This window comes from Rhodoferax aquaticus, from assembly GCF_006974105.1.
Taxonomy (GTDB): Bacteria; Pseudomonadota; Gammaproteobacteria; order Burkholderiales; family Burkholderiaceae_C; genus Allorhodoferax; species Allorhodoferax aquaticus_A.
The window spans coordinates 3,114,314-3,138,761 of record NZ_CP036282.1 but is presented as its reverse complement, the minus strand read 5'-3'; the positions used below and the strand labels follow the sequence as shown (position 1 = coordinate 3,138,761).

Here is a 24,448-nt window from a genome sequence, read left to right as displayed (position 1 = left end):
CCCAGTGCGCGGAAGGAGAAGCCTCTATTGTAGCCGGGCCGTTTCCGCCCTATTAAGGACCTAAAATCTGCTTTTGTTTTTTTGCCACAAGCGCCACACCACCCATGCCTAAGGCTAGCACCGTCACTCCCTCACCATCTGCAGCGATTGCCGCACCCGTAAGCTATGAGTTGGCCATGGGAGAGCTTGAGCAGTTGGTAGCCCAGTTGGAGTCGGGCGAGCTTCCTCTTGAACAAATGCTATCGGGTTACCAGCGCGGTGCATTGCTGCTGCAGTACTGCCGTGATCAACTGAAGGCAGTGGAAGACCAGATCAAGGTGTTGGATGACGGCAGCTTGAAGACGTGGAAAGGGGTATGACAGTGACTGCTTTGCATGCTGCTCAAGGCTCTCTGATGGAGTTTGATTTGACCACTTGGAGTCAGGTTCGGTTAGCGCAAGTCGAGCGAGCTCTGGAAGACTGGGTGAGTGTCGACATTCCCTTGGGCTTGGACCACGGTGCTCCTGCCGCCTTAGTGGATGCCATGCGTTACGCGGTTCTCGATGGTGGAAAGCGTTTGCGTCCGCTGTTGGTGCTTGCCGCCCACGAGGCTGTGGCTTCTGCGGAGCCGCATGGGGCTGCTGCGGCCTTGCGTGCGGCGTGTGCGGTCGAGCTCATCCATGCTTACTCCTTGGTGCATGACGACATGCCCTGTATGGACAACGATGTTTTGCGGCGCGGTAAGCCCACGGTGCACGTGCAGTTTGGCGAAGCCAATGCACTCTTGGCAGGCGATGCCCTGCAAGCCTTAGCCTTTGAGTTGTTGACGCCGTTAGATGGCTCCGTTGACGGCGAAACCCAAGCGCGCTTGTGCGCCTTGTTGGCTCGTTCTGCCGGAAGCGCTGGAATGGCCGGTGGCCAAGCCATTGACTTGGCAAGCGTGGGACTTGCCTTGACTGAAACTCAACTGCGCGAAATGCATGAGCTAAAGACGGGGGCCTTGCTTAAAGGGAGTGTGCTCATGGGAGCACACTGCGGGCGACCATCTACAAAGGCTTTGGCTGCACTGGATGCCTATGGTGCCGCGATTGGTCTGGCATTTCAGGTGGTGGACGATATTTTGGATGTCACGGCTGACTCTGCAACGCTTGGGAAAACGGCGGGCAAAGATGCAGACAACGACAAACCCACCTACGTATCCCTGATGGGCTTGGATGCAAGCCAAGCCTATGCGCAGTCACTGCTGGATCAGGCGCTAGGCGCATTGGATGCCAGTGGCCTGTCCAACACCGTGGCACTGCAGGCATTGGCGGATATGGTGGTGAATAGAGCTTCTTAATCTGCAGCTCGCGTTTTATGACGAAAATGACCCATAGCGCTCGTTTGATAAGCATTAAAAGCTATAAAAAGAATAGCAATTGAATACTGAGTTGACAAAACCTATGCAAAATTCACAGTCTCCCATGCCGTCTGCCTTGTTGCGGTCACTCGACACGCCGGACCAATTGCGTCAGGTGCCACGCTCCGAATTGCGTGCGGTGGCGGACGAGTTGCGTGCTTACTTGCTCAGCAGCGTTGCAAAAACAGGCGGGCACTTGAGTTCTAACTTGGGAACCGTGGAGCTCACCGTTGCGCTGCACTATGTCTTCAATACGCCCCATGACCGCGTGGTGTGGGATGTGGGGCACCAAACCTACCCCCACAAAATTCTCACCGGACGTCGGGATCGCATGCCTACTTTGCGCCAGTTGGGTGGTTTGTCAGGCTTCCCGCAGCGGGCGGAGAGTGAGTACGACACGTTTGGTACTGCGCATTCGAGCACTTCCATCTCCGCCGCCCTCGGTATGGCCATGGCCGCCAAAATCAAAGGCGAAGAGCGCTATTCCATCGCGGTGATCGGCGACGGTGCCTTGACCGCAGGCATGGCCTTCGAAGCCTTGAACAATGCGGGGATCGCCGACTGCAACGTGTTGGTGATTCTCAATGACAACGACATGAGCATTAGCCCGCCTGTTGGCGCGCTGAACCGCTATTTGGCACAGCTCATGAGTGGGCAGTTCTACGCGGCAGCCAAAAACGTAGGGAAGACGGTGCTCAAAGGGGCACCGCCCTTGTTTGAATTGGCCAAGCGCTTCGAAGAGCACGCCAAAGGTATGGTGGTTCCGGCTACGCTATTCGAAAAATTTGGCTTTAACTACATTGGCCCCATCGATGGACACGACCTTGACTCCTTGATCCCGACTTTAGAGAACATCAAGCACCTCAAGGGGCCTCAGTTCCTGCATGTCGTCACCAAAAAAGGGCAGGGCTATAAGTTGGCAGAGGCAGACCCGGTGGCGTACCATGGCCCTGGCAAGTTTGACCCCTCTGTAGGCTTGCAAAAGCCTGCCGTTGCGCCCAAGGCTACGTTCACCCAAGTGTTTGGTCAGTGGCTGTGTGACATGGCAGCGCACGATCCGCGTTTGGTGGGCATTACGCCCGCTATGCGCGAAGGTTCTGGCATGGTGGAGTTTGAGCAGCGCTTCCCAGAGCGCTACTTTGACGTGGGCATAGCCGAGCAACATGCAGTCACGTTTGCCGCAGGCTTGGCATGCGAAGGCTTGAAGCCTGTCGTGGCAATCTACTCTACGTTTTTACAGCGCGCCTATGACCAGTTGATCCACGATGTAGCAATACAGAATTTACCGGTCGTCTTTGCTTTGGATCGGGCCGGTTTGGTGGGCGCCGATGGTGCGACACACGCCGGTGCCTACGACATCTCCTTCCTGCGTTGCATACCCAATATGAGTTTGGCCTGCCCCGCGGACGAGAACGAATGCCGCCAGTTGCTCAGCACCGCATTTGCCCAAAATCATCCAGTGGCTGTGCGCTATCCGCGTGGCGCTGGGGCTGGTGTCCCCACGCAGCCAGGCTTGGAAGCGTTGCCCTTTGGAAAAGGTGAGGTGCTTCGACAAGGCCGTAGCATTGCCATTTTGGCCTTCGGCACGTTGTTGCAGGCTGCATTGCAAGCAGCGCAAGGGCTGGATGCCACGGTGGCCAATATGCGTTGGGTCAAGCCATTGGATACCGCTTTGTTGCTAGAACTCGCGCGCAGCCATGAAGCCTTGGTAACGGTGGAAGAAGGCGCTGTGATGGGTGGAGCGGGCAGCGCTGTGGCTGAAGCTTTGTTGGCGGCCGGAGTGCAGTTGCCAGTGCTGCAATTGGGTCTGCGCGATGAATTCATTGAGCACGGTGATCCCGTCAAACTTATTGCCTTGCAAGGCTTAGACGCACAGGGCATTGAAGCCTCTGTGCGCGACCGGTTTTCTGCTCTGTTGGCCCCTATTGCGCGCGCTGCCTGAGGGCCCTCACGGCAAGCGCAGGTGATGCACTTTCGCGTCACCTTGCAGAAACCTGAATGCTTGGCTTGGGTCCCCGCTTGACGAGGGAAAACCCCCACGATTGCCTACGCGGGCCTTCCTACAATCTTCGCAGACTTAAGCAATTAGTCTTCTCTGTGCAGCTTTGCATTGTGAGATATCCGATTAATAACCTCAGGAGTGAATCACATGGATCGTCGTTCCATTATCAAGAACGCTGGCATTGCTGGCGTTCTGGCGGCAGGTGTAGCACCCGCCGTGCATGCCCAGGCAGCAGTCCGTTGGCGTTTGTCCTCCAGCTTCCCCAAGGCGCTGGACACCATCTTCGGTGCTGCGCACATCTTCTCTGAAAAAGTGAAGGCCATGTCGGGTGGCAAGTTCGAGATTTCCGTGCACGCAGGCGGCGAAATCACGCCTCCGTTTGGTGTGGTGGATGCGGTGCAGCAAGGCTCTGTTGAGTGCGCGCACACAGCGCCTTACTACTTCTTTGGTAAGAATGAAGCTTTTGCATTGGGTTGTGCGATTCCCTTCGGCTTGAACAGCCGTCAGATGACCGCTTGGATGTACGAAGGCAATGGCTTGAAGCTGATGCGTGAGTTCTACGCCAAGTACAGCATGATCAATTTCCCTATGGGCAACACTGGTGCGCAAATGGGCGGTTGGTACCGTAAAGAGATCAAGACGGTCAAAGACTTGAAGGGCTTGAAGTTCCGCACAGGTGGCTTCCCCGGAAAGGTCATGGAAAAGCTGGGAGTGATTCCTCAAAACATCCCCGGTGGTGAAATCTATACGGCCTTGGAGAAGGGCACGATTGATGCGGCCGAATGGGTCGGACCATACGACGATCAAAAGTTGGGCTTTAACAAGGTCGCGCCGTTCTACTACTACCCCGGTTGGTGGGAAGGTGGCCCACAGCTGGACCTGTACGTTAATCAAAAAGCCTATGACGCATTGTCACCAGAAAACAAGGCTATTTTGGAAGCCGCTGCTAGCTATGCGCATGTGGACATGCAAGCCAAGTACGACGGCAAAAACCCCAATGCATTGAAGCAGTTGGTTGGTTCAGGCACCAAGTTGCGTCCGTTCTCCAACGAAATTTTGGCCGCAGCGTTCAAGGCTGCCGAAGAGTTGTACTCGGAGCTCAACGACAAGAACGAAGATTGGAAGAAAATCTACGCTGACTACTCCAAGTTCCGCGCCGACTCCAACCTCTGGTTCCGTTTCACTGAAGCAAAATTCGACTCTTTCATGCAGTCACAAAAGCTGTAATGCACTGAGTCAGGCCCCCGTGTGGCCTGCACTAAGAGCAACAAAACCCCCGCGAGAGTTTCTTGCGGGGGTTTTGTTTTTGTGGGGTGCAGGGCAATAGGTGTATTGCCCCGATGGGCTAGCTCGGATTAGCGGGCGTTGCGTGCGGCCTCCAAGGCCAACTCCAAGCGTTTGAACTCTGAGAGCATGTTGGCGTCAGCTGCGTAAAACACCAAAATCTTTCCGCTGAAATTCTTGGTGTACAGCCGTGGGGCAATGAGCCAGTCCAGCGCCTTGATGCGAATGACCTTGGCGTAGGCCAGGTTGCTCAGTTCTAGGCGCTTGCCCCACATCCAAGATTGCTCAACCGCGCTGCTGGACAGCGTTGTCTTACCTGTGACAACAAACCACACCGTGTAGGCCATGAGCCCCCAGGGGGCCCATAGCCAGCTGGTGGCTTGCTCAACGGCTTGGCGCTGTCCCCATTGGTGCATCTCCCAGGCCCACAGGGCGGCCATGGCTAGCAGTACCAAGGCTAGACCCTTAAAGAATGGGCTGTAGGCGTCAGCCTTCAGCGTGCCGCCTGTGGGCTCAAATGTGAAGACCTTGGGGGCGTCGGTGGAAGCGGGTTGGTTGGCAGTGGAATCGGTCATAGGCTTACTCAAACAAAAAGGCCCCGGGCAAGTAGCCGGGGCCGCAGGGGGCGGTTAGTTCAGGTGCTTTGTCTGAACTTCGGTTGCGAGCGATTACTTCTTAAACAGCTCGTCAATCTTCTTTTGCTCGTCTTCTGCCGCTTTGTCGGCAGCGCTGGTGCTTTGTTCTGCGTCAGCAGCCGCAGGAAGCTCACCGGCCTTCAGTTCGGCTTTGGGTGCCATCTCGTCTTGTGGCATTTCAATCACGACTTTGTCCACATCCACTACCACTTTCTCATCGAGGAACATGGTCACCGACTGCGGCACAAAGATCACCACAACCACCAAAATGATCTGCATGATGACCCATGGAATGGCTCCGAGGTAAATGTCATTGGACTTTACGGGCTCCGGGATGCGCTTGTCCTTGAACAGAGTGTCTGCAATACCACGTAAGTAAAACAGCGCAAAACCAAACGGCGGATGCATAAAGCTGGTTTGCAGGTTCACGCACAGCAAGACGCCGAACCAAATCAGATCAATGCCCATCTTGTCAGCCACTGGGGCCAACATGGGCACGATGATGAAGGCGATCTCGAAGAAGTCCAAGAAAAACGCCAAGAAGAACACAAAAATGTTCACCACGATCAAGAAGCCGATTTGGCCACCGGGCAAGCCCGTGAGCAAATGCTCCACCCACACGGCACCATCCACACCTTGGAACACTTGGCTGAAGACACGGGAGCCAATCAAGATGAATACCACCATGGCGGTTAGGCGCATGGTGCCTGACATGGCTTCCCAAATCAGGGCGGGGGTCAGTCGTTTGGACAGGGCAGCGAGCAAAAGCGCGCCCACGACACCCATGGCACCGGCTTCGGTCGGGGTCGCAATTGCAGTGTCTTGGCCTGGCAGGCCGCCCATAGATCCCAGCACCGCGAATATCAGCAGTGCCGAGGGAATGATCCCGCGCAGGCACTTGGACCACAAAGCCCAGCCATCCAAGGAGCGCTCCGTTTTGGGAATGCCTGGCAGGTAGTCTGGTTTGATGCGTGACAACGCAAAGGTGTAAGCCGCAAACATCAGCACTTGCAGGATTGAGGGGCCCCAAGCACCCTTGTACATGTCGCCCACTGGTTTGCCCAGTTGGTCAGCTAACACAACCAGCACCAGTGAAGGCGGTACCAATTGCGTAATCGTGCCGGAGGCAGCCAATACGCCAGTGGCATAGCGCATGTTGTAGTTGTACTTCATCATCACCGGCAATGAAATCAGCGCCATGGCAATCACCTGGCCCGCAACCGTACCGGTAATGGCGCCCAGAATAAAGCCGACGATGATCACCGAGTAGCCGACCCCACCACGGACGGGGCCGAACAACTGGCCCATGGAGTCGAGCATGTCCTCCGCTAGACCGCACTTCTCGAGGATCGTGCCCATGAAGGTGAAGAACGGAATGGCAAGCAACAACTCGTTGTTCAAAATAGAGAACAGAGAGATCGGCAGATTGCCCATGAAGGCGGCCGGGAACCAGCCCATCTCAATCGCGTAGAACCCGCTGGCAAGCCCCAGTGCCGCTAGCGAGAACGCGACCGGAAAGCCGATCAACATGATGATGACGAGGCCCGCAAACATGATGGGCGGGAAGTGATCCATTTGCATATAAGAGTGTCCTGAAGTGTCTGGTGCGAGGGTAGGCGTAGCGTGGTGGCGGTACGCGCCTTACTGCAAAGGCTTTTCGTAGTGGGTGTCCATCTCGTACTTGCCCATCAAGTAAGCAACACGCTTGATGATTTCTGACACCCCTTGAATCCACACCATGGCAAAGCCCAAGGGCATGGCCAACACTGCGGGCCAACGAATCAGGCCGCCGGCGTTTTGCGACATTTCGCCTGAGACATAAATGCCCCAAAAGTATTTAGCGGAAAGGTAGGTCAGCAAGGTGATCACGGGCAGTAAAAACACTGCCAAACCAAACAGGTCTACGTACACAGGTTTGTTGCCACGCAACTTGCCGTAGATCAGGTCGACGCGCACATGTTCGTTGAGCTTGAGCACAATGGGTGCGCCCACCATGACGGTGTAGGCAAACAAGTACCACTGAATTTCAATCCAGCCGTTGGAAGTGATTTCCAGCCCATAACGGACGAAGGCGTTGCCTGCGCTGATGAGCGCCGCAAACAACACGGTCCAAGAGGCTAGCAGACCTAGCTTTTCGCTGACCCAGTCAATGCCGGTGGAGATTTTGAGAAGTGCAAACACGAGGTGTTCTCCGGTTTTTATGTATGAAAGCTGCGCGCAGGAATGCCCCTGCGAACTAGGAGGCTATGGTGCCTGAATCGGCTGTAAATTACCTGACGCTTGCACATGGTGTTTACCCTAGGCATGGGGTGTTGGACGGGTGCTTTGCGTTCCAATGGAGACTTGATGTGGATCAGTATTCCCACGCGTTGCAGTCTCTAGACTTGGCATTAACGGTTTTCACATTTCGAGGAGTTCACATGTTTAAGCACATTCTTTTGCCCACCGATGGTTCAGAGGCATCTCAGCGCGCGGTCGAGTCTGGCGCGCGTCTTGCAAACGCATTAGGCGCCAAACTGACCTTGGTGAGTGCGCTGGATCCATTGCCCTTGGGCGTAGGCAGTGCTGCATCCCTGGCAGAAGACAGCCCTATGCACTCAGCGGCCCGTTCCGCAGCGCAGCACTGGTTGACTCAGGCGCAAACCCTGGTGCAAGCGCAGGGGCAAACGGCACAAGAGTTGATTGTCCAAGAGCGCAGCATTTACCAAAGCATCATCGCGGCGGCTGCCAGCACAGGCGCAGACTTGATCGTGATGGGCACCCATGGCGCAGGCGCGTTGGAGCGCTTTTTGGTGGGTAGCCAGACACAGCGCGTGCTAGCGCATACCAACCTGCCAGTACTGGTGTTTCGCTAAAGCCTGAGCGTCCCGCATACCCAGTCATACCAGTGACATGGGGCGTCCCTATGATGACCCCATTCATGGGGGCTACGTTATGGCTTGGTTGGCAAACTTGCGAATTCGTTCGCGCTTGGTGCTGGTGCTGGTGTTTTCGGTGCTGGCGCTGCTGCTGTTGGGAGTCTTTGCCTCAGAAACGATTCAGACCGAGACGCGGCGGGCCACTTCATTCATTGACCAAGAGTTTGGTGCCGTCCAAGTCATAGGCGAGGTGCGGGTGGCCATGGCCAACGCACGCCGGTACGAGAAAGATCTGTTTTTGAACATGGGCAACGACGAAGAAACCCAGCGTTTCACGGGTCTATGGGCTGCGCAGGTTCAAGCGGTGCGCGATGCGATTGGCAAAGCGAAGCCTTTGGCGCAAGACACGGAGGCTGAGAGCTTGCAAACCATGCAAACAGGCGTCGAGGCCTATGCCGGTGGGGTAAAACAAGTGATGCTGAAGATCGAGCGCGGTGAGCTGCATGACCCATGGGGTGCCAATAAGGCCATGGAGCCCACTTTGCTGGAGATTCGCAGGACCGACGAAGCGCTGCAAGCTTTGTCACAGTCTATCGTTTCGCGTGCTTCACACAGCCGCGAAGCCCTGGCCTTGGCAGGCGGTGAAGCACCGCGTGTGATGTTGGTCGCAACGGTTTTTGTGTCGGTGTTGGCCACTTTGTTAGTGCTGGCCATTGTTCGCTCGATCTTGGCCCCTATCCAAGACTTGCAAACGACCGCCATGGCGTGGGGCCAAGGTGATTTGCGCCCAAGCATGCGCGAAGGCGGGCAAGACGAACTCTCCGATGTGAAGCGAGATTTAGGTCAAATGCATGCCTCGTTGGCGCAGTTGGTCACCCAAGTACGTACAGGCATAGAGATGGTGAGCAACAACACCAGTGAAATCGCCAGCGCAAACAACGCCCTGTCGCATCGCACTGAGCAGGCCGCCATTGATGTGCAGAAGACTACGGCTTCCATGGGGCAGTTGTCCGAAGCGGTCAAGCTGACGGCGCAGGCCGCCACCCAAGCCGTGAACGCCGCGGCGCAGGCTGCCGAGGTTGCGCAGCGGGGGGGGACGGTGGTGCGCCAAGTGGTAGGCACCATGCGTGACATTCAAACCTCATCGCAAAAGATTGCAGACATCATCCAAGTGATCGACGGTATTGCGTTTCAGACCAACATTCTGGCGCTTAACGCGGCAGTCGAGGCTGCCCGCGCGGGCGATCAGGGGCGTGGGTTTGCCGTGGTCGCCAGTGAAGTGCGCAGCTTGGCTGGGCGTTCTGCTGAGGCGGCGCGAGAGATCAAGGCCATCATCGTGCGATCGGTCGAAAAAGTGGAGGAGGGCTCTGCCTTGGTAGAGAGCGCGGGCCAAACCATGCAAGACATTGAAGCCAGTGTGAATCAGCTTGCACGCGTGGTGACTGAGATTCGTCACGCAGCCAATGACCAGCATGAAGGCATTGGCCTGATCAGTATCAGCATGGGCCGCATCGACCAAGCAACGCAAGAAAATGCGGCCATGGTGGAGGAGTCGGCTGCCGGCGCAATGGGCCTGGACGAAGAGACTCAACATTTGCGCAGAGCCGCCGCTGTGTTTCAGCTGAAAGACGATTTGAAAGGAAAAAGGCCTCTGGCGCTTTTGAGATATGCGTAGGTAGCTATTCAATTCATAGCAAACCAACAGACGAACTGAGTTGCCGCGGCATTGGGCTGGTGAGCTTTGAAATCAACTTGGGGCGTTTGGTGCGAAGGCTGAGTGGGGGTCTGTAGCTCTAGCCCCCAACGCGCAAGGCCAAGAACGATCCAACGGTTTTGATGCCCGCCAAGGTGAGTGCCAATGACCCCAGCAAGTGCACGCCTGCCGTGGCCAATGCCAAGGCGTATCGTTGTTGCAAGAGCATGCCAACGACCTCTGCCGAAAAGCTGGAAAACGTGGTGAGCGCCCCCAAAAAGCCGGTGACCAATGCCAATCGCCAGATGGGGTCGAGCTCTGGCATAGCCTGGAAGGCCGCAACGCAAACGCCCACAAGGTAGCCGCCGATCAAGTTCGCCGCCAACGTGCCGTAAGGCATGTGTGTGCCTGTGTTGAGCCATAGGCCCAGTTGCCAACGGGCCAAGGCCCCCAAACATGCACCCACACAAATTGCTATCACCGCCAACATGACTCTGCAGCTCCCTATGACCTGAATAGACAGCCCATGATAGCGGCTGAGTTGTAGACGCGTGGGTACGCGTGCCCTTGGTTGGGTCGGAAAGCAAAAAGCCCGCGGTGTGCGGGCTTTTTGCAGTTGAGGTGGGTGTTACTTCTTGGGTTCTTCCGCTTTCTTTTCTGCGGGCTTGCTAGGTTTTGCAGCAGGAGCAGCAGCAGCCGTTTTGTATGCAGTCCCACCAATGGTCAAGCCCTCGGCGGAGAACTTGGCGGCATTGCCTTCGCCCACGCCTTTGACCCGTTCAATGAAGTCGTCCCAGTTTTTGAAGTTGCCTGTCTTTCGCTCGTCCAAAATCTTGGTGGACATTGCGGGCCCAATTCCCTTGATACCGTCTAAGTCCGCTGCGCTGGCTTTGTTAACGTCCACTGCTGCAAAACTCGCCGCTGCATACGCCATCGACAGAACCACTAACAATTTCTTCAACATGTAAATACTCCTAGAGAGGTGAATCTAAAAGGCCAAGCTTGAAAGACAAACTTGGCCTTTTAACGCATGTCTGGAGCGACAGGTTGACCCCGTGTGGCCCAGCGCCTTGCTAGCTCAGCGCAGGGCGTCTGTTATGACTTGGTAGCCAACCATTTCACGTATTGGGTGACACCGGTTTGCACATCCGCAAAGCGGTGGTCACATCCGACCGCGCGCAGGCGCGTGAGGTCGGCTTGGGTGTAGCACTGGTACTTGCCGCGCAATGCGTCAGGGAAGGGCACATATTCAATCAGGCCTTGCTGGGCGATTTCCGCCAGCGGCAATGCAGTCTCACCCTGAAGGCTACGCATCGCGTTCACGACGGAGCTAGCCACATCGTTGAAGGGTTGCGCGTTGCCGGAACCTAGGTTGAAGATCCCAGATTCAGAAGGGTGGTCAAAGAACCACAGGTTGATGGCCACCACATCGTCAATGAAGACAAAGTCGCGCATTTGGCCGCCACCTGCGTAACCGCCGTACTCGCCAAACAGCTTGACGCGGCCTTCGCTCTTGAATTGGTTGAACTGGTGAAACGCTACGCTGGCCATGCGGCCTTTGTGTTGCTCGCGAGGACCGTACACATTGAAGTAGCGAAAGCCCACGACTTGGTGGGTTTTGCCTGCTTTTGTACGCTGAAAGTCGTTGCCGCACTCTCTGCGCATACGTTGGTCAAACAGCAGCTTGGAGTAGCCATACACATTGAGCGGCAGCTCGTAGGCAGGTTCTTCTTTGAAGGTCTCTGAGCCGCCGTAGGTGGCGGCAGAAGATGCATACAACAGGCGCGCGCCGCGCTTTTGACAGGCCTGAAACAGGTTCCATGACAAGGTGTAGTTGTTGGACATCATGTACTTGCCGTCTGTTTCCATGGTGTCGCTGCAAGCGCCTTCGTGGAACACAGCTTCGATTTGGCCATAGTGGCCAGCCGAGAATGCGTCGTAGAACACATCGGCATCCACATAGTCCGCAATCTTGAGATCCGCTAAGTTGCGAAATTTGTCGCCCTGCTTCAGGTCATCAACCGCAATGATGTCGTCCAAACCGCGAGCGTTAAGCCCGGCGATGATGTTGGAGCCAATAAACCCGGCTGCACCGGTAACCACTATTCGGGTCATGCAAACAACTCCTCATAAGAAACAGTGGCGGTTCCGAACTTGCCAACCACAAGTCCACCTGCACGATTTGCCAACGGCACCGCGTCTCGCAGTGGCAAACCTGCGCCCACCAGAGCTGCCATGGTGGCAATCACGGTGTCGCCTGCGCCGGTGACGTCAAACACTTCACGTGCTTGTGCGGTGACATGCATTTCACCTTGGGCGTCAAACAGGGTCATGCCTTCTTCGCTGCGCGTGAGAAGAACTGCGTCGACATGCAGCTGCGTGCGAAGTTGGTGCGCTTTGGTACGTAAATCTTCTTCGCTGTTCCAGCCGCCAATCACCTGTTGCAGTTCGGCGCGATTCGGCGTGATGGCCGTGGCGTATTGGTAGCGTGAGTAGTCGCTGCCTTTGGGATCAATCAGAATGGGCTTTTGCAATTGGCGTGCACGCTCGATCATGTCGCTTACGTGGGCTAGGCCCCCTTTGCCATAGTCCGAAAAGAGAATCGCGTCATGTTGTGGCAGAAGGTGCTCAAACGTCGCGGTTTGCGTGGCCAGTACTTCGCTCTTTGGTGTGTTCTCAAAATCCAAACGCAATAACTGTTGTTGACGCCCAATTACGCGTAGCTTGACGGTAGTTTTAAGCGCTGTATCGCGTCCAAAGTGGGTGCGAAGACCTGTTTTCGCAACCAGCTCTTCCAGTTTGTGGCTTGCCTCGTCGTCACCAACCACGGTGAGCAGGGATGCCTGCGCGCCCAATGTTGCGACGTTGAATGCCACGTTGGCAGCACCGCCGCAACGCTCTTCTTCGCGGGTTATCCGTACAACGGGAACGGGCGCTTCTGGGCTAATGCGATCTACTGCACCGTACCAGTAGCGGTCTAGCATCACATCGCCAACAACGAGGACGCGGGAGTTTGATAAGGTTTCTTTGGATATTGTGGTCATAGTTCTTCGACGCGGCGAGCGGGATAGCTGTCCCACGTTTGGCAGCCGGGGCAATTCCAGAAATGCTGCTTGGCCTCAAAGCCACAGGCTGCACAACGGTAGCGGGTGAGTGGCTTGACGGCGTGGTCCAAGGCCCGTTGAACCTGCGGGTGAAACTGTTCGTGTTCAAGCTTCTCGCCTGCAATCCATTTTGCAGCGGCAACCAAGGAGGGCTCTTGCTCTAGGTGGCGGACGTACCAGTCACGCGCACTGGTTGTGGATGTTGTGCTCACAGCTTCTAGAGTCACGATGGCATCCAGAACATCCAAAGACGGTGCGGTTTCGTAGATGGATTTCAACAAGGCTAGCACCGATGCCCCTTGTTGGCATCCTTTTGCATACAGTGCAAGTTGTGGCGCAATTAAAGATACTGCCGCAGGCATTGCACCTATCGCCTGCGTGAGCGTGGCGCAGGCGGCCACCGTATCGCCCAGTTGATTCTCAAGACGGGCGAGGTCAATTCGAGGGCGGGGGGCATCTGGCGCTGTGTGAACAGCTTTCTCCAGCAGTTTTCGGGCAAGGTCGGTATCTCGCGTTGCAACGTAGGTGGAGGCTTGCTCACAGAGGTAATGCGACAGCCTAGATCGGAAACTTCCTTGGCCAGACGACTCCAACAACGTGGCTATTTTTGCAGCGTTTTCCCAATCACGTGAGCGTTCATAGTTGGCCAGCAGCGCGAGGCGCGCCTTGGATTCAAAGCGCGTGCCCTCTAGTTTCAGGAGAGCTTCTTCAGCCCGATCCAATAGCCCTGCCTTGAGGTAATCCAGTGCCAATGCATGCTGCGCCCTATGGCGGTCGTCTTGGCTGAGGTCCCCGCGTGAAAGCAGGTGCTGATGAACCCGCACGGCGCGCTCATATTCGGCACGGCGGCGAAACAAGTTACCTAATGCAAAGTGCAGCTCCGAAGTATCAGGGTCATTTTGCACCGCCTCAATGAAGGCATCAATGGCTTGGTCTTGCTGTTCATTGAGCAAGAAGTTCAGGCCTTTGAAATACGCTTTTGGGGCTTGCTTGTTTTCTATTCGAAGTTGGCGTACATCCATGCGAGATGCAAACCAGCCCAGCACAAATACCAAAGGAAGACCCAAGAGGATTAGGGTAAGTTCAAATTCCATAGGGAGGCGTTGCAGGGGCGTTGTCTGTACTTAAGGCTGCGGCAGCTGTCGCTTGGGCAGCTTCACGTCTTGCGATGGATGCGTCCTTGCGGTGCAGCCACCAACGCGGCACCATGCCTAAGACTCCAATGCCTAAGCCCAAGCCAAAGGCAGCCAGAAGCACCAACACAAGCGGCGATGTCCATTGCGTTCCAAAGAAAAACCGTACCGTAGCATCGTGTTGGTTGTTGAGTGCAAAAGCAAACAGGGTAAAAAAAATGGCTGCTTTAAGTAGCCACTTAAAGAGCCATAAGACGTGTTTCATTGATGTCCTCAGTGTCGAGGCAATTCTACTCAGGGTTTGGCCTGTGATTGCAGCTCGGCAGTACGCTGGTCTACCGCTTCTCGAAGTGCTTTGCCTGGTTTGAAGTGGGGAACACGTTTTTCGGGGATGGCGACACTTTCACCGCTACGCGGGTTGCGACCCATGCGGGGAGGGCGGTGGTTAATAGAGAAGCTGCCAAACCCACGAATTTCAATGCGGTGTCCTCGGACCAAGGCGTCGTTCATCGCGTCCAAAATAGCCTTGACTGCGAACTCAGCGTCACGATGGGTAAGTTGACTAAAGCGGTTTGCCAGTTCTTCTACGAGATCGGATCGGGTCATGGTATTTGCTCGGGAGACAAAAAAACGGCCGGTACCCCTAAGGATACCGGCCGTTGATTCAATTCAACAACAAAATTTAGTTGTTGTCCAACTTGGCGCGCAACAGGGCGCCCAAGCTAGTAGTACCTGCATTTTCACGGGCAGATGCTTGGCTCAAAGTAGCCATGGCTTCGTTCTGATCGGCTGCATCTTTTGCCTTGATGGACAATTGGATGTTGCGGGTCTTGCGATCCACGTTCACCACCACAGCAGTCACTTCGTCGCCTTCTTTCAACACGTTACGCGCGTCTTCCACACGGTCACGGCTGATTTCGGAAGCACGCAAGTAGCCGATGATGTCTTCACCCAAGTCGATTTCAGCGCCCTTGGCATCCACAGTCTTGACCTTGCCAGTCACTACTTGACCCTTGTCGTTAATGGACACGAAGGTTGTAAATGGGTCGGAGTCCAATTGCTTGATACCCAAGGAGATGCGCTCGCGGTCCACGTCCACAGCCAAGACCAAAGCCTCAACTTCTTGACCCTTCTTGAATTCGCGCACGGCGGTTTCACCAGATTCGTTCCAAGACAGGTCAGACAAGTGCACCAAACCGTCAATGCCAGCAGCCAATCCGACGAATACGCCGAAGTCAGTGATGGATTTGATTGGGCCCTTCACGCGGTCACCGCGCTTGGTGTTTTGTGCGAATTCTTGCCATGGGTTGGCCTTGCATTGCTTCATACCCAAGGAGATACGACGTTTGTCTTCGTCAATTTCCAGAACCATGACTTCGACTTCATCGCCCAAAGCAACGATCTTGGAAGGTGCAACGTTCTTGTTGGTCCAGTCCATTTCGGATACGTGTACCAAACCTTCGATACCTGGCTCGAGTTCAACAAACGCGCCGTAATCGGCGATGTTGGTGATCTTGCCGAACATACGTGTGGACTGTGGGTAGCGGCGGTTCACGCCCATCCATGGATCGTCACCCATTTGCTTGAGACCCAAGGACACGCGGTTTTTCTCGGTGTCGAACTTGAGGATCTTGGCAGTGATTTCTTGACCCGCTTGCACCACTTCGGATGGGTGACGCACGCGGCGCCATGCCATGTCAGTGATGTGCAACAGGCCGTCGATACCGCCCAAGTCAACGAACGCACCGTATTCGGTGATGTTCTTGACCACGCCTTGCACCACAGAACCTTCTTTCAGGTTTTGCATCAACTTGGCGCGTTCTTCGCCCATGGAAGCTTCTACGACAGCGCGGCGTGACAGCACGACGTTGTTGCGCTTGCGGTCCAGCTTGATGACCTTGAATTCCATGGTCTTGTTTTCGTACGGAGACAGATCCTTGGTAGGACGTGTGTCGACGAGGGAACCTGGCAGGAAGGCGCGGATGCCGTTGACCAACACGGTCAAACCACCCTTGACCTTGCCGCTGGTGGTGCCAGTGACAAATTCGCCAGATTCCAAAGATTTTTCCAAAGACATCCACGACGCCAGACGCTTCGCAGTGTCACGGCTCACGATGGTGTCGCCGTAGCCGTTTTCCATGGCAACGATAGCCACAGACACAAACTCACCTACTTGAACTTCGAGGTCACCCTTGTCGCTCTTGAATTCGGACAAAGGCACGTACGCCTCAGACTTGAGTCCTGCATTCACGACCACAAAGCTGTGCTCGATGCGGATAACTTCAGCAGTGACGACTTCGCCAATGCGTGTTTCAGAGCGTTTTTGTGACTCTTCAAATAGGTCTGCGAAAGATTCTGACATGTGTTTTGTGGCTTAGATGCCACGGGGTTAAGTTGTTGAACCGCACAGACAGTGCGCTTGATGCGCGAAGAGATCTGTACGGGCCCGCAAAGGCAGACGCCCTTGCTTTTTGTCGCCAGCCGTTCAGTGTGACGTGTACAGCTGCTTGCTTTGCCACCAATTCAACACGATTTCAACCGACTGATCGACTGATAGTTCAGAGTTGTCAAGTAGCTTGGCGTCTTGTGCCGGCCTCAGAGGCGCTACGCTGCGATTTGCGTCGCGAGCGTCGCGGGCCTCTAGGTCAGCCCGAAGAGATGGGAGTGTAGCGGAAATCCCTTTTGAAATCAATTGTTTGTAGCGCCGCTCCGCCCTACATGCCGCGCTGGCGGTTAAATAGACCTTCAATGGTGCAACTGGAAATATCACAGTTCCCATATCACGGCCATCGGCAACCAAGCCGGGGAGGGCTCTAAACCTGCGTTGAAGGTCGATCAAGGCGGCCCTTACCATGGGAAAAGCGGATACGCGCGAGGCATTCATTCCGGCTTCTTCGGTGCGGATGAGCTCGCTGACATCTTCTGGTCCCAACCAGATGTGGCTGCCTTCAAAGTGTATGGGAAGGCTTTGCAAGAGGTCCGCAATGGCCTGCTCATTGGCTACATCCAACGGAATCTGGGCCCGTGTGGCGGCCAATCCAGTGATGCGGTACAAAGAACCGGAGTCTAGAAAATGGTAGCCCAGCTTTTGCGCCACCACGGCGGCCAAGGTGCCTTTGCCAGAAGCAGTGGGCCCGTCTATACAAATAACGGGGATGTGCTCTTCAGCACTTTGGGTTACAGAGAATAGGGCTTCAAAGTAGTCTGGAAATGTTTTCGCGACGCACTTAGGGTCTTCAATACGCACTGGCAATCTGGCTGGGTTGAAGGCTGCCAGCGAAAAGCACATGGCGATACGGTGATCATCGTAGGTGTGAATGCTGGCTGCTTGCCAAGCGGCAACCGTGGGCGGAGGAGTTACTTGAATAAAGTCTGCGCCCTCTACGACCGTTGCTCCCAGTTTGCGCAACTCGGTTGCCATGGCTGATAAACGGTCAGTTTCCTTCACACGCCAGCTAGCAATGTTTCGCAAGGTCGTCGTGCCGTCGGCATACAAAGCCATCACCGCCAAGGTCATGGCTGCATCGGGGATGTGGTTGCAGTCGAGGTCAATCGCTTTGAGTGGCCATGCCTTGCGGGAAATGTGAAGCCAGTTGGGGCCGCTTTCTATGTGTGCGCCCATGTGACTCGCAGCCTCGATAAAACGGATATCACCCTGTATCGACGATGCCCCCACGCCGTGGATCTTTATGCCATTGCTTCCCTCTGCGGCTGTAGATATTGCGCCCAATGCTATGAAATAACTAGCGGATGATGCATCTGCTTCTACATACACATCACCGGGCGATTGGAGCTTGGCCCCTGCAGGAATGGTGAAGCGTTGCCAAGCGTTGGGGCCTGTGGGGCGACTGACGGTAACTCCAAACTGAGCGAGTAGCTTCAGTGTGATTTCTATGTAGGGTCGTGATATCAATTCGCCCAAAACTTCGATTTCGATGTCTCGCTCTGCAACCAAAGGCAAGGCCATGAGGAGTGCGGTGAGGAATTGGCTAGACACATCCCCGCGCACTTGGATAGGCGCGTCCAAGCGTAAAGAGGGCAGGCCTATGTGCAAAGGCGGGTAGCCAGTCTGTCCTTTGTAGCGGACGTCGCAGCCTAGCTGTAGCAAGGCGTCGACTAAGTCACCAATAGGGCGCTCGTGCATCCTCGCGACCCCACCTAGTTCAAAGTCCCCACCCAGCACCGCTAAAGCTGCGGTGAGTGGGCGCATGGCTGTGCCTGCATTACCAAGAAACAGCTTCGCACTGGGGTTGGGCAGCTTACCGCCTAGCCCCGTGATGCGCGCCGTTTTTCCAGTTCTCTCAATTGCGCAGCCCAATGTCGCCAAGGCGTCCAGCATGACGGCGGTGTCATCAGAGTCCAGCAAGTCGTGGACAGTGGTGGTGCCCGAGGAAAGCGCAGCTAGCAAAAGCACCCGATTGGAGATGCTCTTGGACCCTGGCAGGGTGACATCCCCTTGCGCGTGGGTCAGTGGGGGGATATCCAAGAACGCAGTGGAATACATCAGTGTGTCGGTTTAGAAGTCATGGTCCAAGCAGCGCGTGCCTGGCTAGCCTGGCCAATAAGAGTTTCCAGGGCCTGGTTGTCGCCCTGGGCTATGAGTTGTTCGAATGCTTGCAAACTATCGCGGAAGACCCGTACCTGAGTTTGCAGTTCTTCTCGGTTGGCCAATAGTATGTCGCGCCAAACCTTGGGGTCACTTGCAGCAATACGCGTGAAGTCTCTAAACCCAGGGCCTGCCAGCGACAAGTAGTCCGCTCCTTGGGACTGCCCCGTAATGGAGTTCATTAAGGCAAAGGCCAGCATATGTGGCAGATGGCTGACGGCCGCAAAACTTGCGTCGTGCTGCTCTGGTGACATCTGTTGTACTTGGCAGCCTAAGGCGGTCCACACCGCTACCGCTTTTTGCAATTGGGTCGTGAGCGTTCGTTCCGTCGGGGTCAGGATGATCTGTCTTCCCGTATACAGGTCTGCGTCAGCATTTTCTACGCCAGAAACCTCTTTGCCAGCAATCGGGTGCGCAGGGACAAAGGAACCAAAATGGTCGCGTAATGCACGGCGACCTGCCTCAATCACATCGCGTTTGGTTGAGCCCACGTCCATGATCAGCATTTGCGATGTCACCAAGTGCTTGATCGCTCGAAAAGTGGACTCCGTGGCGGCTACGGGAACCGCAATCAGCACAATGTCAGCACCGGATACGGCCAAGAGCGCAGAGGGCGCCTCCACATCAATGACGCCGAGTGCACGCGCTCGTTCCGTCGTGCTCGGGGATTTGCTATAGCCCACTACCCGCTTGACCAAACCGGCCTTTTTGAGTGCGAGCGCAAAAGAGCCCCCCATCAAACCACATCCAATCAAAGCCAGTTGTTCAAACATAATTTGTCTTGCTGTCTCGGCTTAGTCTGCCAAGGGGTAAGTACCCAAGATTTTGTAAAAGGCGCATAGGCCCGCCAAGTCTGCCAAGGCCGCGGCAACATTGGCTTGCGAAGGATGGCCCTGCAAGTCAATGTAAAAGTAGTACTCCCACTGGCCCGAGCGCGCAGGCCGTGACTCAAAGCGTGTCATGGAAACCCCATGCTTTTTAAGAGGTACCAACATGTCGTGGACTGCGCCAGGGCGATTGGGGACAGACACCACCAAGCTGGTGCAATCTTTGCCAGAAGCTTGTGGCGCAGGCATTGTGGAGGGTAAACACACAACGACAAAGCGCGTTCGGTTGTAGGCGTCGTCTTGGATCGCATGTGCTGCGGTGTGGAGGCCAAACTCAGAGCCAGCCCGCTCGCTGGCGATGCCTGCCCATACGGGGTTGGTCGCTGCTAGGCGCGCACCTTCTGCATTGCTAGACACTGCGCGCCGCTCAGCATGGGGAAGATGGTCTGTCAACCATGTCTGGCATTGCGCCAAAGCTTGCGGATGTGCCATCACCACTTCAATACCGTCCAGTGAGGGGCTAGACCGCAAGAGGTGATGGCGTACCAGAAGGCTGATTTCTCCGACGATGTGCAGCGGGGAGTGCAGCAACAAGTCTAAGGACCGCGTGACCACGCCTTCAGTGCTGTTCTCTACGGGTACCACTCCAAACTCTGCGGCTCCGGCACTTGCTGCATGGAACACTTGGTCAAAGTTGAGGCAGGGCACGTGCTGAATGCTGGAGCCAAAAAAACGCAAAGAAGCTTCTTCACTGAACGTGCCTGCAGGACCAAGGTAGGCCACGCGTTGGGGCGCCTCCAAGGCTCGGCAGGCAGACATAACTTCGCGCCAAATTTTCGCGACGCTTTCATTTTTCAACGCGCCGTTATTGGCTTGTTGGAGGCCATGTATGACCTGAGCTTCACGTTCGGGGCGAAAGACGGCGGAGCCATCCAAGCGTTTGATTTCGCCCACCGCATGGGCTAGGGCGGCACGGCGATTCAGCAGAGTCAATAACTCAAGATCCACCGCGTCAATTTGAACTCTGAGTTCAGCAAGCGTTTTTGCCATGTCTTGATGTATCTCAGGATAGGGTGCGTTCGAATTCACGCATGTATTGCACCAAGGTTTGAACACCTTCCAAAGGCATGGCGTTGTAGATGCTTGCGCGCATGCCACCTACCGACTTATGCCCTTTGAGCTGTAGTAGACCCGCTTCCTTTGCGCCGGTTAAGAATGCCTCATTGCGCGACTCGTCGCGCAGGAAGAACGGAACGTTCATTCTGGATCGGCTGTCCAGTGCCACCTTGTTGACGTAGAAACTGGATTGGTCTATCGCGTCATACAGGAGCTTAGCTTTGGCTATGTTTTGTTGCTCCATAGCCAGCACGCCACCTTGGCGCTTGAGCCACTGAAACACCAACCCGGCGATATAGATAGCGTAGGTAGGTGGCGTGTTGTACATTGATTGGTTGCTCGCCACCATTTGGTAATCAAACGCGCTAGGGCATATAGGCAGGGCGTGACCCAACAAATCCTCGCGTACGACCACCAACGTTAAGCCTGCTGGGCCTAAGTTTTTTTGAGCGCCACCAAAGGCAAGGCCCACGCGGCTCCAGTCGACAGGGCGTGATGCCACGTGCGATGAAAAATCAATTACCAACTCTGCCGCTGAGCCCAGCGCTTTGAGGTCAGGAAGTTGGTGGAACTCTAAGCCATTGATGGTTTCGTTAGTACACAGGTGTACATAACTGGCTTTCTCACGCAAGTTCCATGTTGAAGGCTCTGGAATACGGGTAAAGCCGTTAATTTGGTCACTAGCAGCAACCCGTGCATCGCAAAACTTGGTGGCCTCATCCAAGGACTTTTTGCTCCAACTGCCAGTGACTACGAAGTCTGCCGCACCGCGGGTCTCTGGGTTAGGCCGTAGCGCGCTCAGGTTTAACGGCACGATGGCGTTCTCAGCCAACCCCCCACCTTGCATGAACAGTATCTTGAACTGGTTCGGAATGTTGAGTAACTCGCGCAAGTCTGCTTCGGTTTTCTCATAGATGGACAGAAACTCTTTTCCGCGGTGGCTCATTTCCATCACGCCCATGCCACAAAGGCGACCAGTCGCATCTGGCCAGTTCAGCATTTCAGCCGCAGCCTGGCTCAGCACCTCTGACGGAATGGTTGCGGGGCCTGCGGAAAAATTGTAGGGTCTTTGCATGTAATGGTGGGGGGAAAGTGGCCTAGCGCCCTATTGATAAGCGCAGAATGCTATCAAAAAAATAGCTACTCTGCCGCTGTGTCTCCATCTTCAGATAGGTTGTCTTCTACGTCGGCGGGATTGGCATCGTTCTCCACGATGCGCTGTAGCCCACTGAGCTTGGAGCCTTCGTCGAGTCCGATCAATGTGACGCCTTGGGTAGCACGCCCCAACTCGCGAATCTCACTGACACGGGTGCGAACCAGCACACCCTTGTCAGTAATGAGCATGATTTCGTCATTGGCGTGAACCAAAGTGGCTGCTACGACTTTGCCATTGCGCTCAGACTGTTGAATGGCAATCATGCCTTTAGTCCCACGGCCATGTCGTGTGTACTCGGTAATGTTGGTGCGCTTGCCATAGCCATTTTCGGTGGCCGTTAGCACGCTTTGTTGCTCGTCCTCGGCAACCAGCATTGCGATGACGCTCTGGGTTTCGTCAAGCATCATGCCTCGGACACCGCGTGCGTTGCGGCCCATAGGGCGTACATCATTTTCGTCAAACCGGACTGCCTTGCCACCGTCGCTAAACAGCATGACATCGTGCTTTCCATCGGTCAATGCAGCACCAATAAGGAAGTCGCCTTCGTCTAAGTCAACGGCGATGATGCCGGCTTTGCGTGGGTTAGAAAACTCATCAAGCGCAGTTTTCTTGACTGTACCCATGCGCGTTGCCATGAACACGTATTGGTCAGCGGGGAATGTTCGTTTCTCACCTGTAAGCGGAAGCACGACGGTGATTTTTTCGCCTTCTTGGAGTGGGAACATGTTCACAATCGGGCGGCCACGCGACCCGCGTGACCCTTGCGGAACCTCCCAGACTTTGAGCCAGTACAAGCGGCCTCGATTCGAAAAACACAGGATGTAGTCATGGGTGTTCGCCACAAACAACTGGTCCACCCAATCATCTTCTTTAGTCGCGGTGGCTTGCTTGCCGCGCCCGCCGCGTTTTTGGGCGCGGTATTCGTTGAGAGGTTGGCTCTTGATGTAACCGCTATGGCTCATGGTCACCACCATGTCGGTCGGAGTGATGAGATCCTCTGTGGATAGGTCAAACGATGAATGCTCTACCAAGCTGCGTCGCGCGCCCTGCTTGCTTTGGCCAAATTCAGTTTTAATGGCCGTCAGCTCTTCACTGATGATGAGCGATACGCGCGCTGGCTTTGCCAAGATGTCGAGCAAGTCTTCAATCTCACCCATCACTTCTTTGTACTCGGAAACAATTTTGTCTTGCTCTAGGCCCGTCAGACGTTGCAGGCGCATTTGCAAAATTTCCTGCGCTTGGGTATCTGACAAACGGTACAAGCCATCACCGCCCATGCCGTAGGTCTTTTCCAAACCGTCTGGGCGGTAGTCGTCTGCGTTGACAACGCCACCGTCGGCACGTGTGCGCGTGAGCATCTCCCGCACCAGTTTGCTGTCCCACGGCTTGGACATCAATTCAACTTTGGCGACCGGGGGGGTAGGGGCATTTCTGATAATCGCAATGAACTCGTCGATATTGGCCAGCGCGACCGCTAAGCCCTCCAAAACGTGCCCGCGCTCTCTGGCTTTGCGCAAGTTGAAAATGGTGCGCCTTGTCACCACTTCGCGCCGATGCTGCAAGAAGACTTCAATCAAGTCTTTCAAGTTGCACAATTTTGGCTGCCCATTGATCAGGGCCACCATGTTCATGCCGAACGTGTCCTGAAGTTGGGTTTGCTTGTAAAGGTTGTTCAAAACCACTTCAGGGACTTCGCCACGCTTGAGCTCAATGACCAAGCGCATGCCTGACTTGTCAGACTCGTCTTGAATATGGCTAATGCCTTCGATTTTCTTCTCATGCACCAACTCGGCCATGCGCTCTTGCAAGGTCTTCTTGTTGACTTGGTAGGGGAGCTCGTCAACGATGATGGCCTGGCGTTGCCCCTTATCAATGTCTTCAAAGTGGCAGCGCGCACGCATGACAACCTTGCCACGACCAGTCCGGTAACCGTCTTTGACGCCATTGATGCCGTAAATGATTCCCGCTGTCGGAAAGTCAGGCGCTGGAATGATCTCCATCAATTCATCGATTGATGCATCAGGATTGCGCAGCAAATGCAAGCATGCATCCACCACTTCGTTCAAGTTATGGGGGGGGATGTTGGTCGCCATCCCCACGGCAATACCACCTGAGCCATTGACCAGCAAATTGGGCAGGCGAGTCGGCAGCACCAAGGGCTCTTTTTCGGAGCCGTCATAGTTGGGGCCAAAGTCCACAGTTTCTTTGTCTAAGTCTGCCAATATCTCATGGGCAATCTTGGCCAAGCGGATTTCGGTGTAACGCATGGCGGCTGCGTTGTCTCCATCCACAGAGCCGAAGTTACCTTGCCCGTCCACCAACATATGGCGCATAGAAAAATCTTGCGCCATGCGAACTATGGTGTCATACACAGATTGGTCGCCATGTGGATGGTACTTACCGATTACATCTCCGACGATACGGGCGGACTTTTTGTAGGCCCGGTTCCAGTCGTTGTTCAACTCGTGCATTGCGAAAAGCACCCGCCTATGCACAGGTTTCAAGCCATCGCGCGCATCAGGTAAAGCGCGGCCTACGATCACGCTCATGGCGTAATCGAGGTAGCTGCGGCGCATTTCCTCTTCGAGGCTAATGGGCAGGGTTTCTTTGGCGAACTGTGTCATAGATAGAGGGGGCAACGTCGAGTACAGCACAG

At 55.2% G+C, this 24,448-nt stretch carries 22 protein-coding genes; 6 read left to right on the top strand and 16 right to left on the bottom strand.

The genetic code is table 11. The features are described 5' to 3' along the window. Positions 1 to 104: 104 nt before the first annotated feature. The 4 genes from EXZ61_RS14420 (at position 105) to EXZ61_RS14405 (ending at position 4,607) form a co-directional block, all read left to right on the top strand. Positions 105 to 359, top strand: coding sequence for an exodeoxyribonuclease VII small subunit (locus EXZ61_RS14420; RefSeq protein WP_142812423.1), 255 nt, complete (start codon positions 105 to 107; stop codon positions 357 to 359). Continuing rightward, complete coding sequence (locus tag EXZ61_RS14415) at positions 356 to 1,318, top strand: polyprenyl synthetase family protein (RefSeq protein WP_237218971.1); 963 nt, start codon at positions 356 to 358, stop codon at positions 1,316 to 1,318. Before EXZ61_RS14420 ends, EXZ61_RS14415 begins: the two co-directional genes overlap by 4 nt. Before the next feature lie 124 nt (positions 1,319 to 1,442). Beyond that, complete coding sequence (gene dxs / locus EXZ61_RS14410; RefSeq protein ID WP_142814254.1) at positions 1,443 to 3,320, top strand: 1-deoxy-D-xylulose-5-phosphate synthase; 1,878 nt, start codon at positions 1,443 to 1,445, stop codon at positions 3,318 to 3,320. A 207-nt stretch (positions 3,321 to 3,527) separates the two neighbouring features. After that, positions 3,528 to 4,607, top strand: coding sequence for a TRAP transporter substrate-binding protein (locus EXZ61_RS14405; RefSeq protein ID WP_142812422.1), 1,080 nt, complete (start codon positions 3,528 to 3,530; stop codon positions 4,605 to 4,607). 128 nt (positions 4,608 to 4,735) lie between these two features. Here the strand turns inward: EXZ61_RS14405 and EXZ61_RS14400 are convergent, their stop codons facing one another. The 3 genes from EXZ61_RS14400 to EXZ61_RS14390 all read right to left on the bottom strand — a co-directional run bounded on the left by EXZ61_RS14400 (position 4,736) and on the right by EXZ61_RS14390 (position 7,480). Further along, positions 4,736 to 5,239 carry a hypothetical protein gene (locus tag EXZ61_RS14400; protein WP_142812421.1) on the bottom strand — a complete coding sequence of 168 codons (504 nt, stop codon included), beginning with the start codon at positions 5,237 to 5,239 and terminating at the stop codon, positions 4,736 to 4,738. Between the two features lie 93 nt (positions 5,240 to 5,332). Continuing rightward, the gene (locus EXZ61_RS14395) at positions 5,333 to 6,880 is read right to left on the bottom strand and encodes a TRAP transporter large permease (RefSeq protein WP_142812420.1); all 1,548 of its coding nucleotides are present in this window, start codon (positions 6,878 to 6,880) and stop codon (positions 5,333 to 5,335) included. A gap of 60 nt (positions 6,881 to 6,940) precedes the next feature. Further along, entirely contained in the window at positions 6,941 to 7,480 is a 540-nt protein-coding gene (locus EXZ61_RS14390; RefSeq protein ID WP_142812419.1) for a TRAP transporter small permease subunit, read from the bottom strand. A gap of 239 nt (positions 7,481 to 7,719) precedes the next feature. Here EXZ61_RS14390 and EXZ61_RS14385 point away from each other — a divergent pair, with 239 nt between their 5' ends. Continuing rightward, on the top strand, positions 7,720 to 8,154 hold the full coding sequence (locus tag EXZ61_RS14385) for a universal stress protein (RefSeq protein WP_168224775.1): 435 nt from the start codon (positions 7,720 to 7,722) through the stop codon (positions 8,152 to 8,154). A gap of 79 nt (positions 8,155 to 8,233) precedes the next feature. After that, on the top strand, positions 8,234 to 9,832 hold the full coding sequence (locus tag EXZ61_RS14380) for a methyl-accepting chemotaxis protein (protein ID WP_168224774.1): 1,599 nt from the start codon (positions 8,234 to 8,236) through the stop codon (positions 9,830 to 9,832). Positions 9,833 to 9,950: 118 nt separating this feature from the next. On the opposite strand, the gene crcB is transcribed toward EXZ61_RS14380, so the two are convergent. From crcB to gyrA, 13 genes are all read right to left on the bottom strand, one after another. After that, the gene (gene crcB, locus EXZ61_RS14375; RefSeq protein ID WP_142812416.1) at positions 9,951 to 10,340 is read right to left on the bottom strand and encodes a fluoride efflux transporter CrcB; all 390 of its coding nucleotides are present in this window, start codon (positions 10,338 to 10,340) and stop codon (positions 9,951 to 9,953) included. 138 nt (positions 10,341 to 10,478) lie between these two features. Next, a complete protein-coding gene (locus EXZ61_RS14370; protein WP_142812415.1) occupies positions 10,479 to 10,814 on the bottom strand; it encodes a ComEA family DNA-binding protein in 336 nt (111 codons plus the stop codon). A gap of 131 nt (positions 10,815 to 10,945) precedes the next feature. Beyond that, the gene (rfaD, locus tag EXZ61_RS14365) at positions 10,946 to 11,965 is read right to left on the bottom strand and encodes an ADP-glyceromanno-heptose 6-epimerase (RefSeq protein WP_142812414.1); all 1,020 of its coding nucleotides are present in this window, start codon (positions 11,963 to 11,965) and stop codon (positions 10,946 to 10,948) included. Continuing rightward, positions 11,962 to 12,894 (bottom strand): D-glycero-beta-D-manno-heptose-7-phosphate kinase, encoded by a 933-nt coding sequence (gene rfaE1 / locus EXZ61_RS14360; RefSeq protein WP_142812413.1) that lies wholly within the window; start codon positions 12,892 to 12,894, stop codon positions 11,962 to 11,964. Before rfaE1 ends, rfaD begins: the two co-directional genes overlap by 4 nt. Continuing rightward, on the bottom strand, positions 12,891 to 14,048 hold the full coding sequence (gene lapB / locus EXZ61_RS14355) for a lipopolysaccharide assembly protein LapB (protein ID WP_142812412.1): 1,158 nt from the start codon (positions 14,046 to 14,048) through the stop codon (positions 12,891 to 12,893). Before lapB ends, rfaE1 begins: the two co-directional genes overlap by 4 nt. Then, the gene (locus EXZ61_RS14350; protein WP_142812411.1) at positions 14,038 to 14,352 is read right to left on the bottom strand and encodes a LapA family protein; all 315 of its coding nucleotides are present in this window, start codon (positions 14,350 to 14,352) and stop codon (positions 14,038 to 14,040) included. Before EXZ61_RS14350 ends, lapB begins: the two co-directional genes overlap by 11 nt. A 29-nt stretch (positions 14,353 to 14,381) precedes the next feature. Continuing rightward, positions 14,382 to 14,693, bottom strand: a complete 312-nt coding sequence (locus tag EXZ61_RS14345; protein WP_142812410.1) for an integration host factor subunit beta — start codon at positions 14,691 to 14,693, stop codon at positions 14,382 to 14,384. A gap of 76 nt (positions 14,694 to 14,769) precedes the next feature. Continuing rightward, positions 14,770 to 16,449: a 30S ribosomal protein S1 gene (rpsA, locus tag EXZ61_RS14340; RefSeq protein WP_142812409.1), complete on the bottom strand. Its 1,680-nt coding sequence runs from the start codon at positions 16,447 to 16,449 to the stop codon at positions 14,770 to 14,772. A gap of 123 nt (positions 16,450 to 16,572) precedes the next feature. Beyond that, positions 16,573 to 18,591 (bottom strand): bifunctional 3-phosphoshikimate 1-carboxyvinyltransferase/cytidylate kinase, encoded by a 2,019-nt coding sequence (locus EXZ61_RS14335; RefSeq protein ID WP_142812408.1) that lies wholly within the window; start codon positions 18,589 to 18,591, stop codon positions 16,573 to 16,575. Beyond that, complete coding sequence (locus tag EXZ61_RS14330) at positions 18,591 to 19,466, bottom strand: prephenate dehydrogenase (RefSeq protein ID WP_142812407.1); 876 nt, start codon at positions 19,464 to 19,466, stop codon at positions 18,591 to 18,593. Before EXZ61_RS14330 ends, EXZ61_RS14335 begins: the two co-directional genes overlap by 1 nt. A gap of 21 nt (positions 19,467 to 19,487) precedes the next feature. Continuing rightward, positions 19,488 to 20,570, bottom strand: a complete 1,083-nt coding sequence (gene pheA, locus EXZ61_RS14325; protein ID WP_142812406.1) for a prephenate dehydratase — start codon at positions 20,568 to 20,570, stop codon at positions 19,488 to 19,490. 13 nt (positions 20,571 to 20,583) lie between these two features. Beyond that, on the bottom strand, positions 20,584 to 21,711 hold the full coding sequence (gene serC, locus EXZ61_RS14320; protein WP_142812405.1) for a 3-phosphoserine/phosphohydroxythreonine transaminase: 1,128 nt from the start codon (positions 21,709 to 21,711) through the stop codon (positions 20,584 to 20,586). A gap of 65 nt (positions 21,712 to 21,776) precedes the next feature. After that, entirely contained in the window at positions 21,777 to 24,416 is a 2,640-nt protein-coding gene (gene gyrA / locus EXZ61_RS14315; protein ID WP_142812404.1) for a DNA gyrase subunit A, read from the bottom strand. Positions 24,417 to 24,448 lie beyond the last annotated feature (32 nt).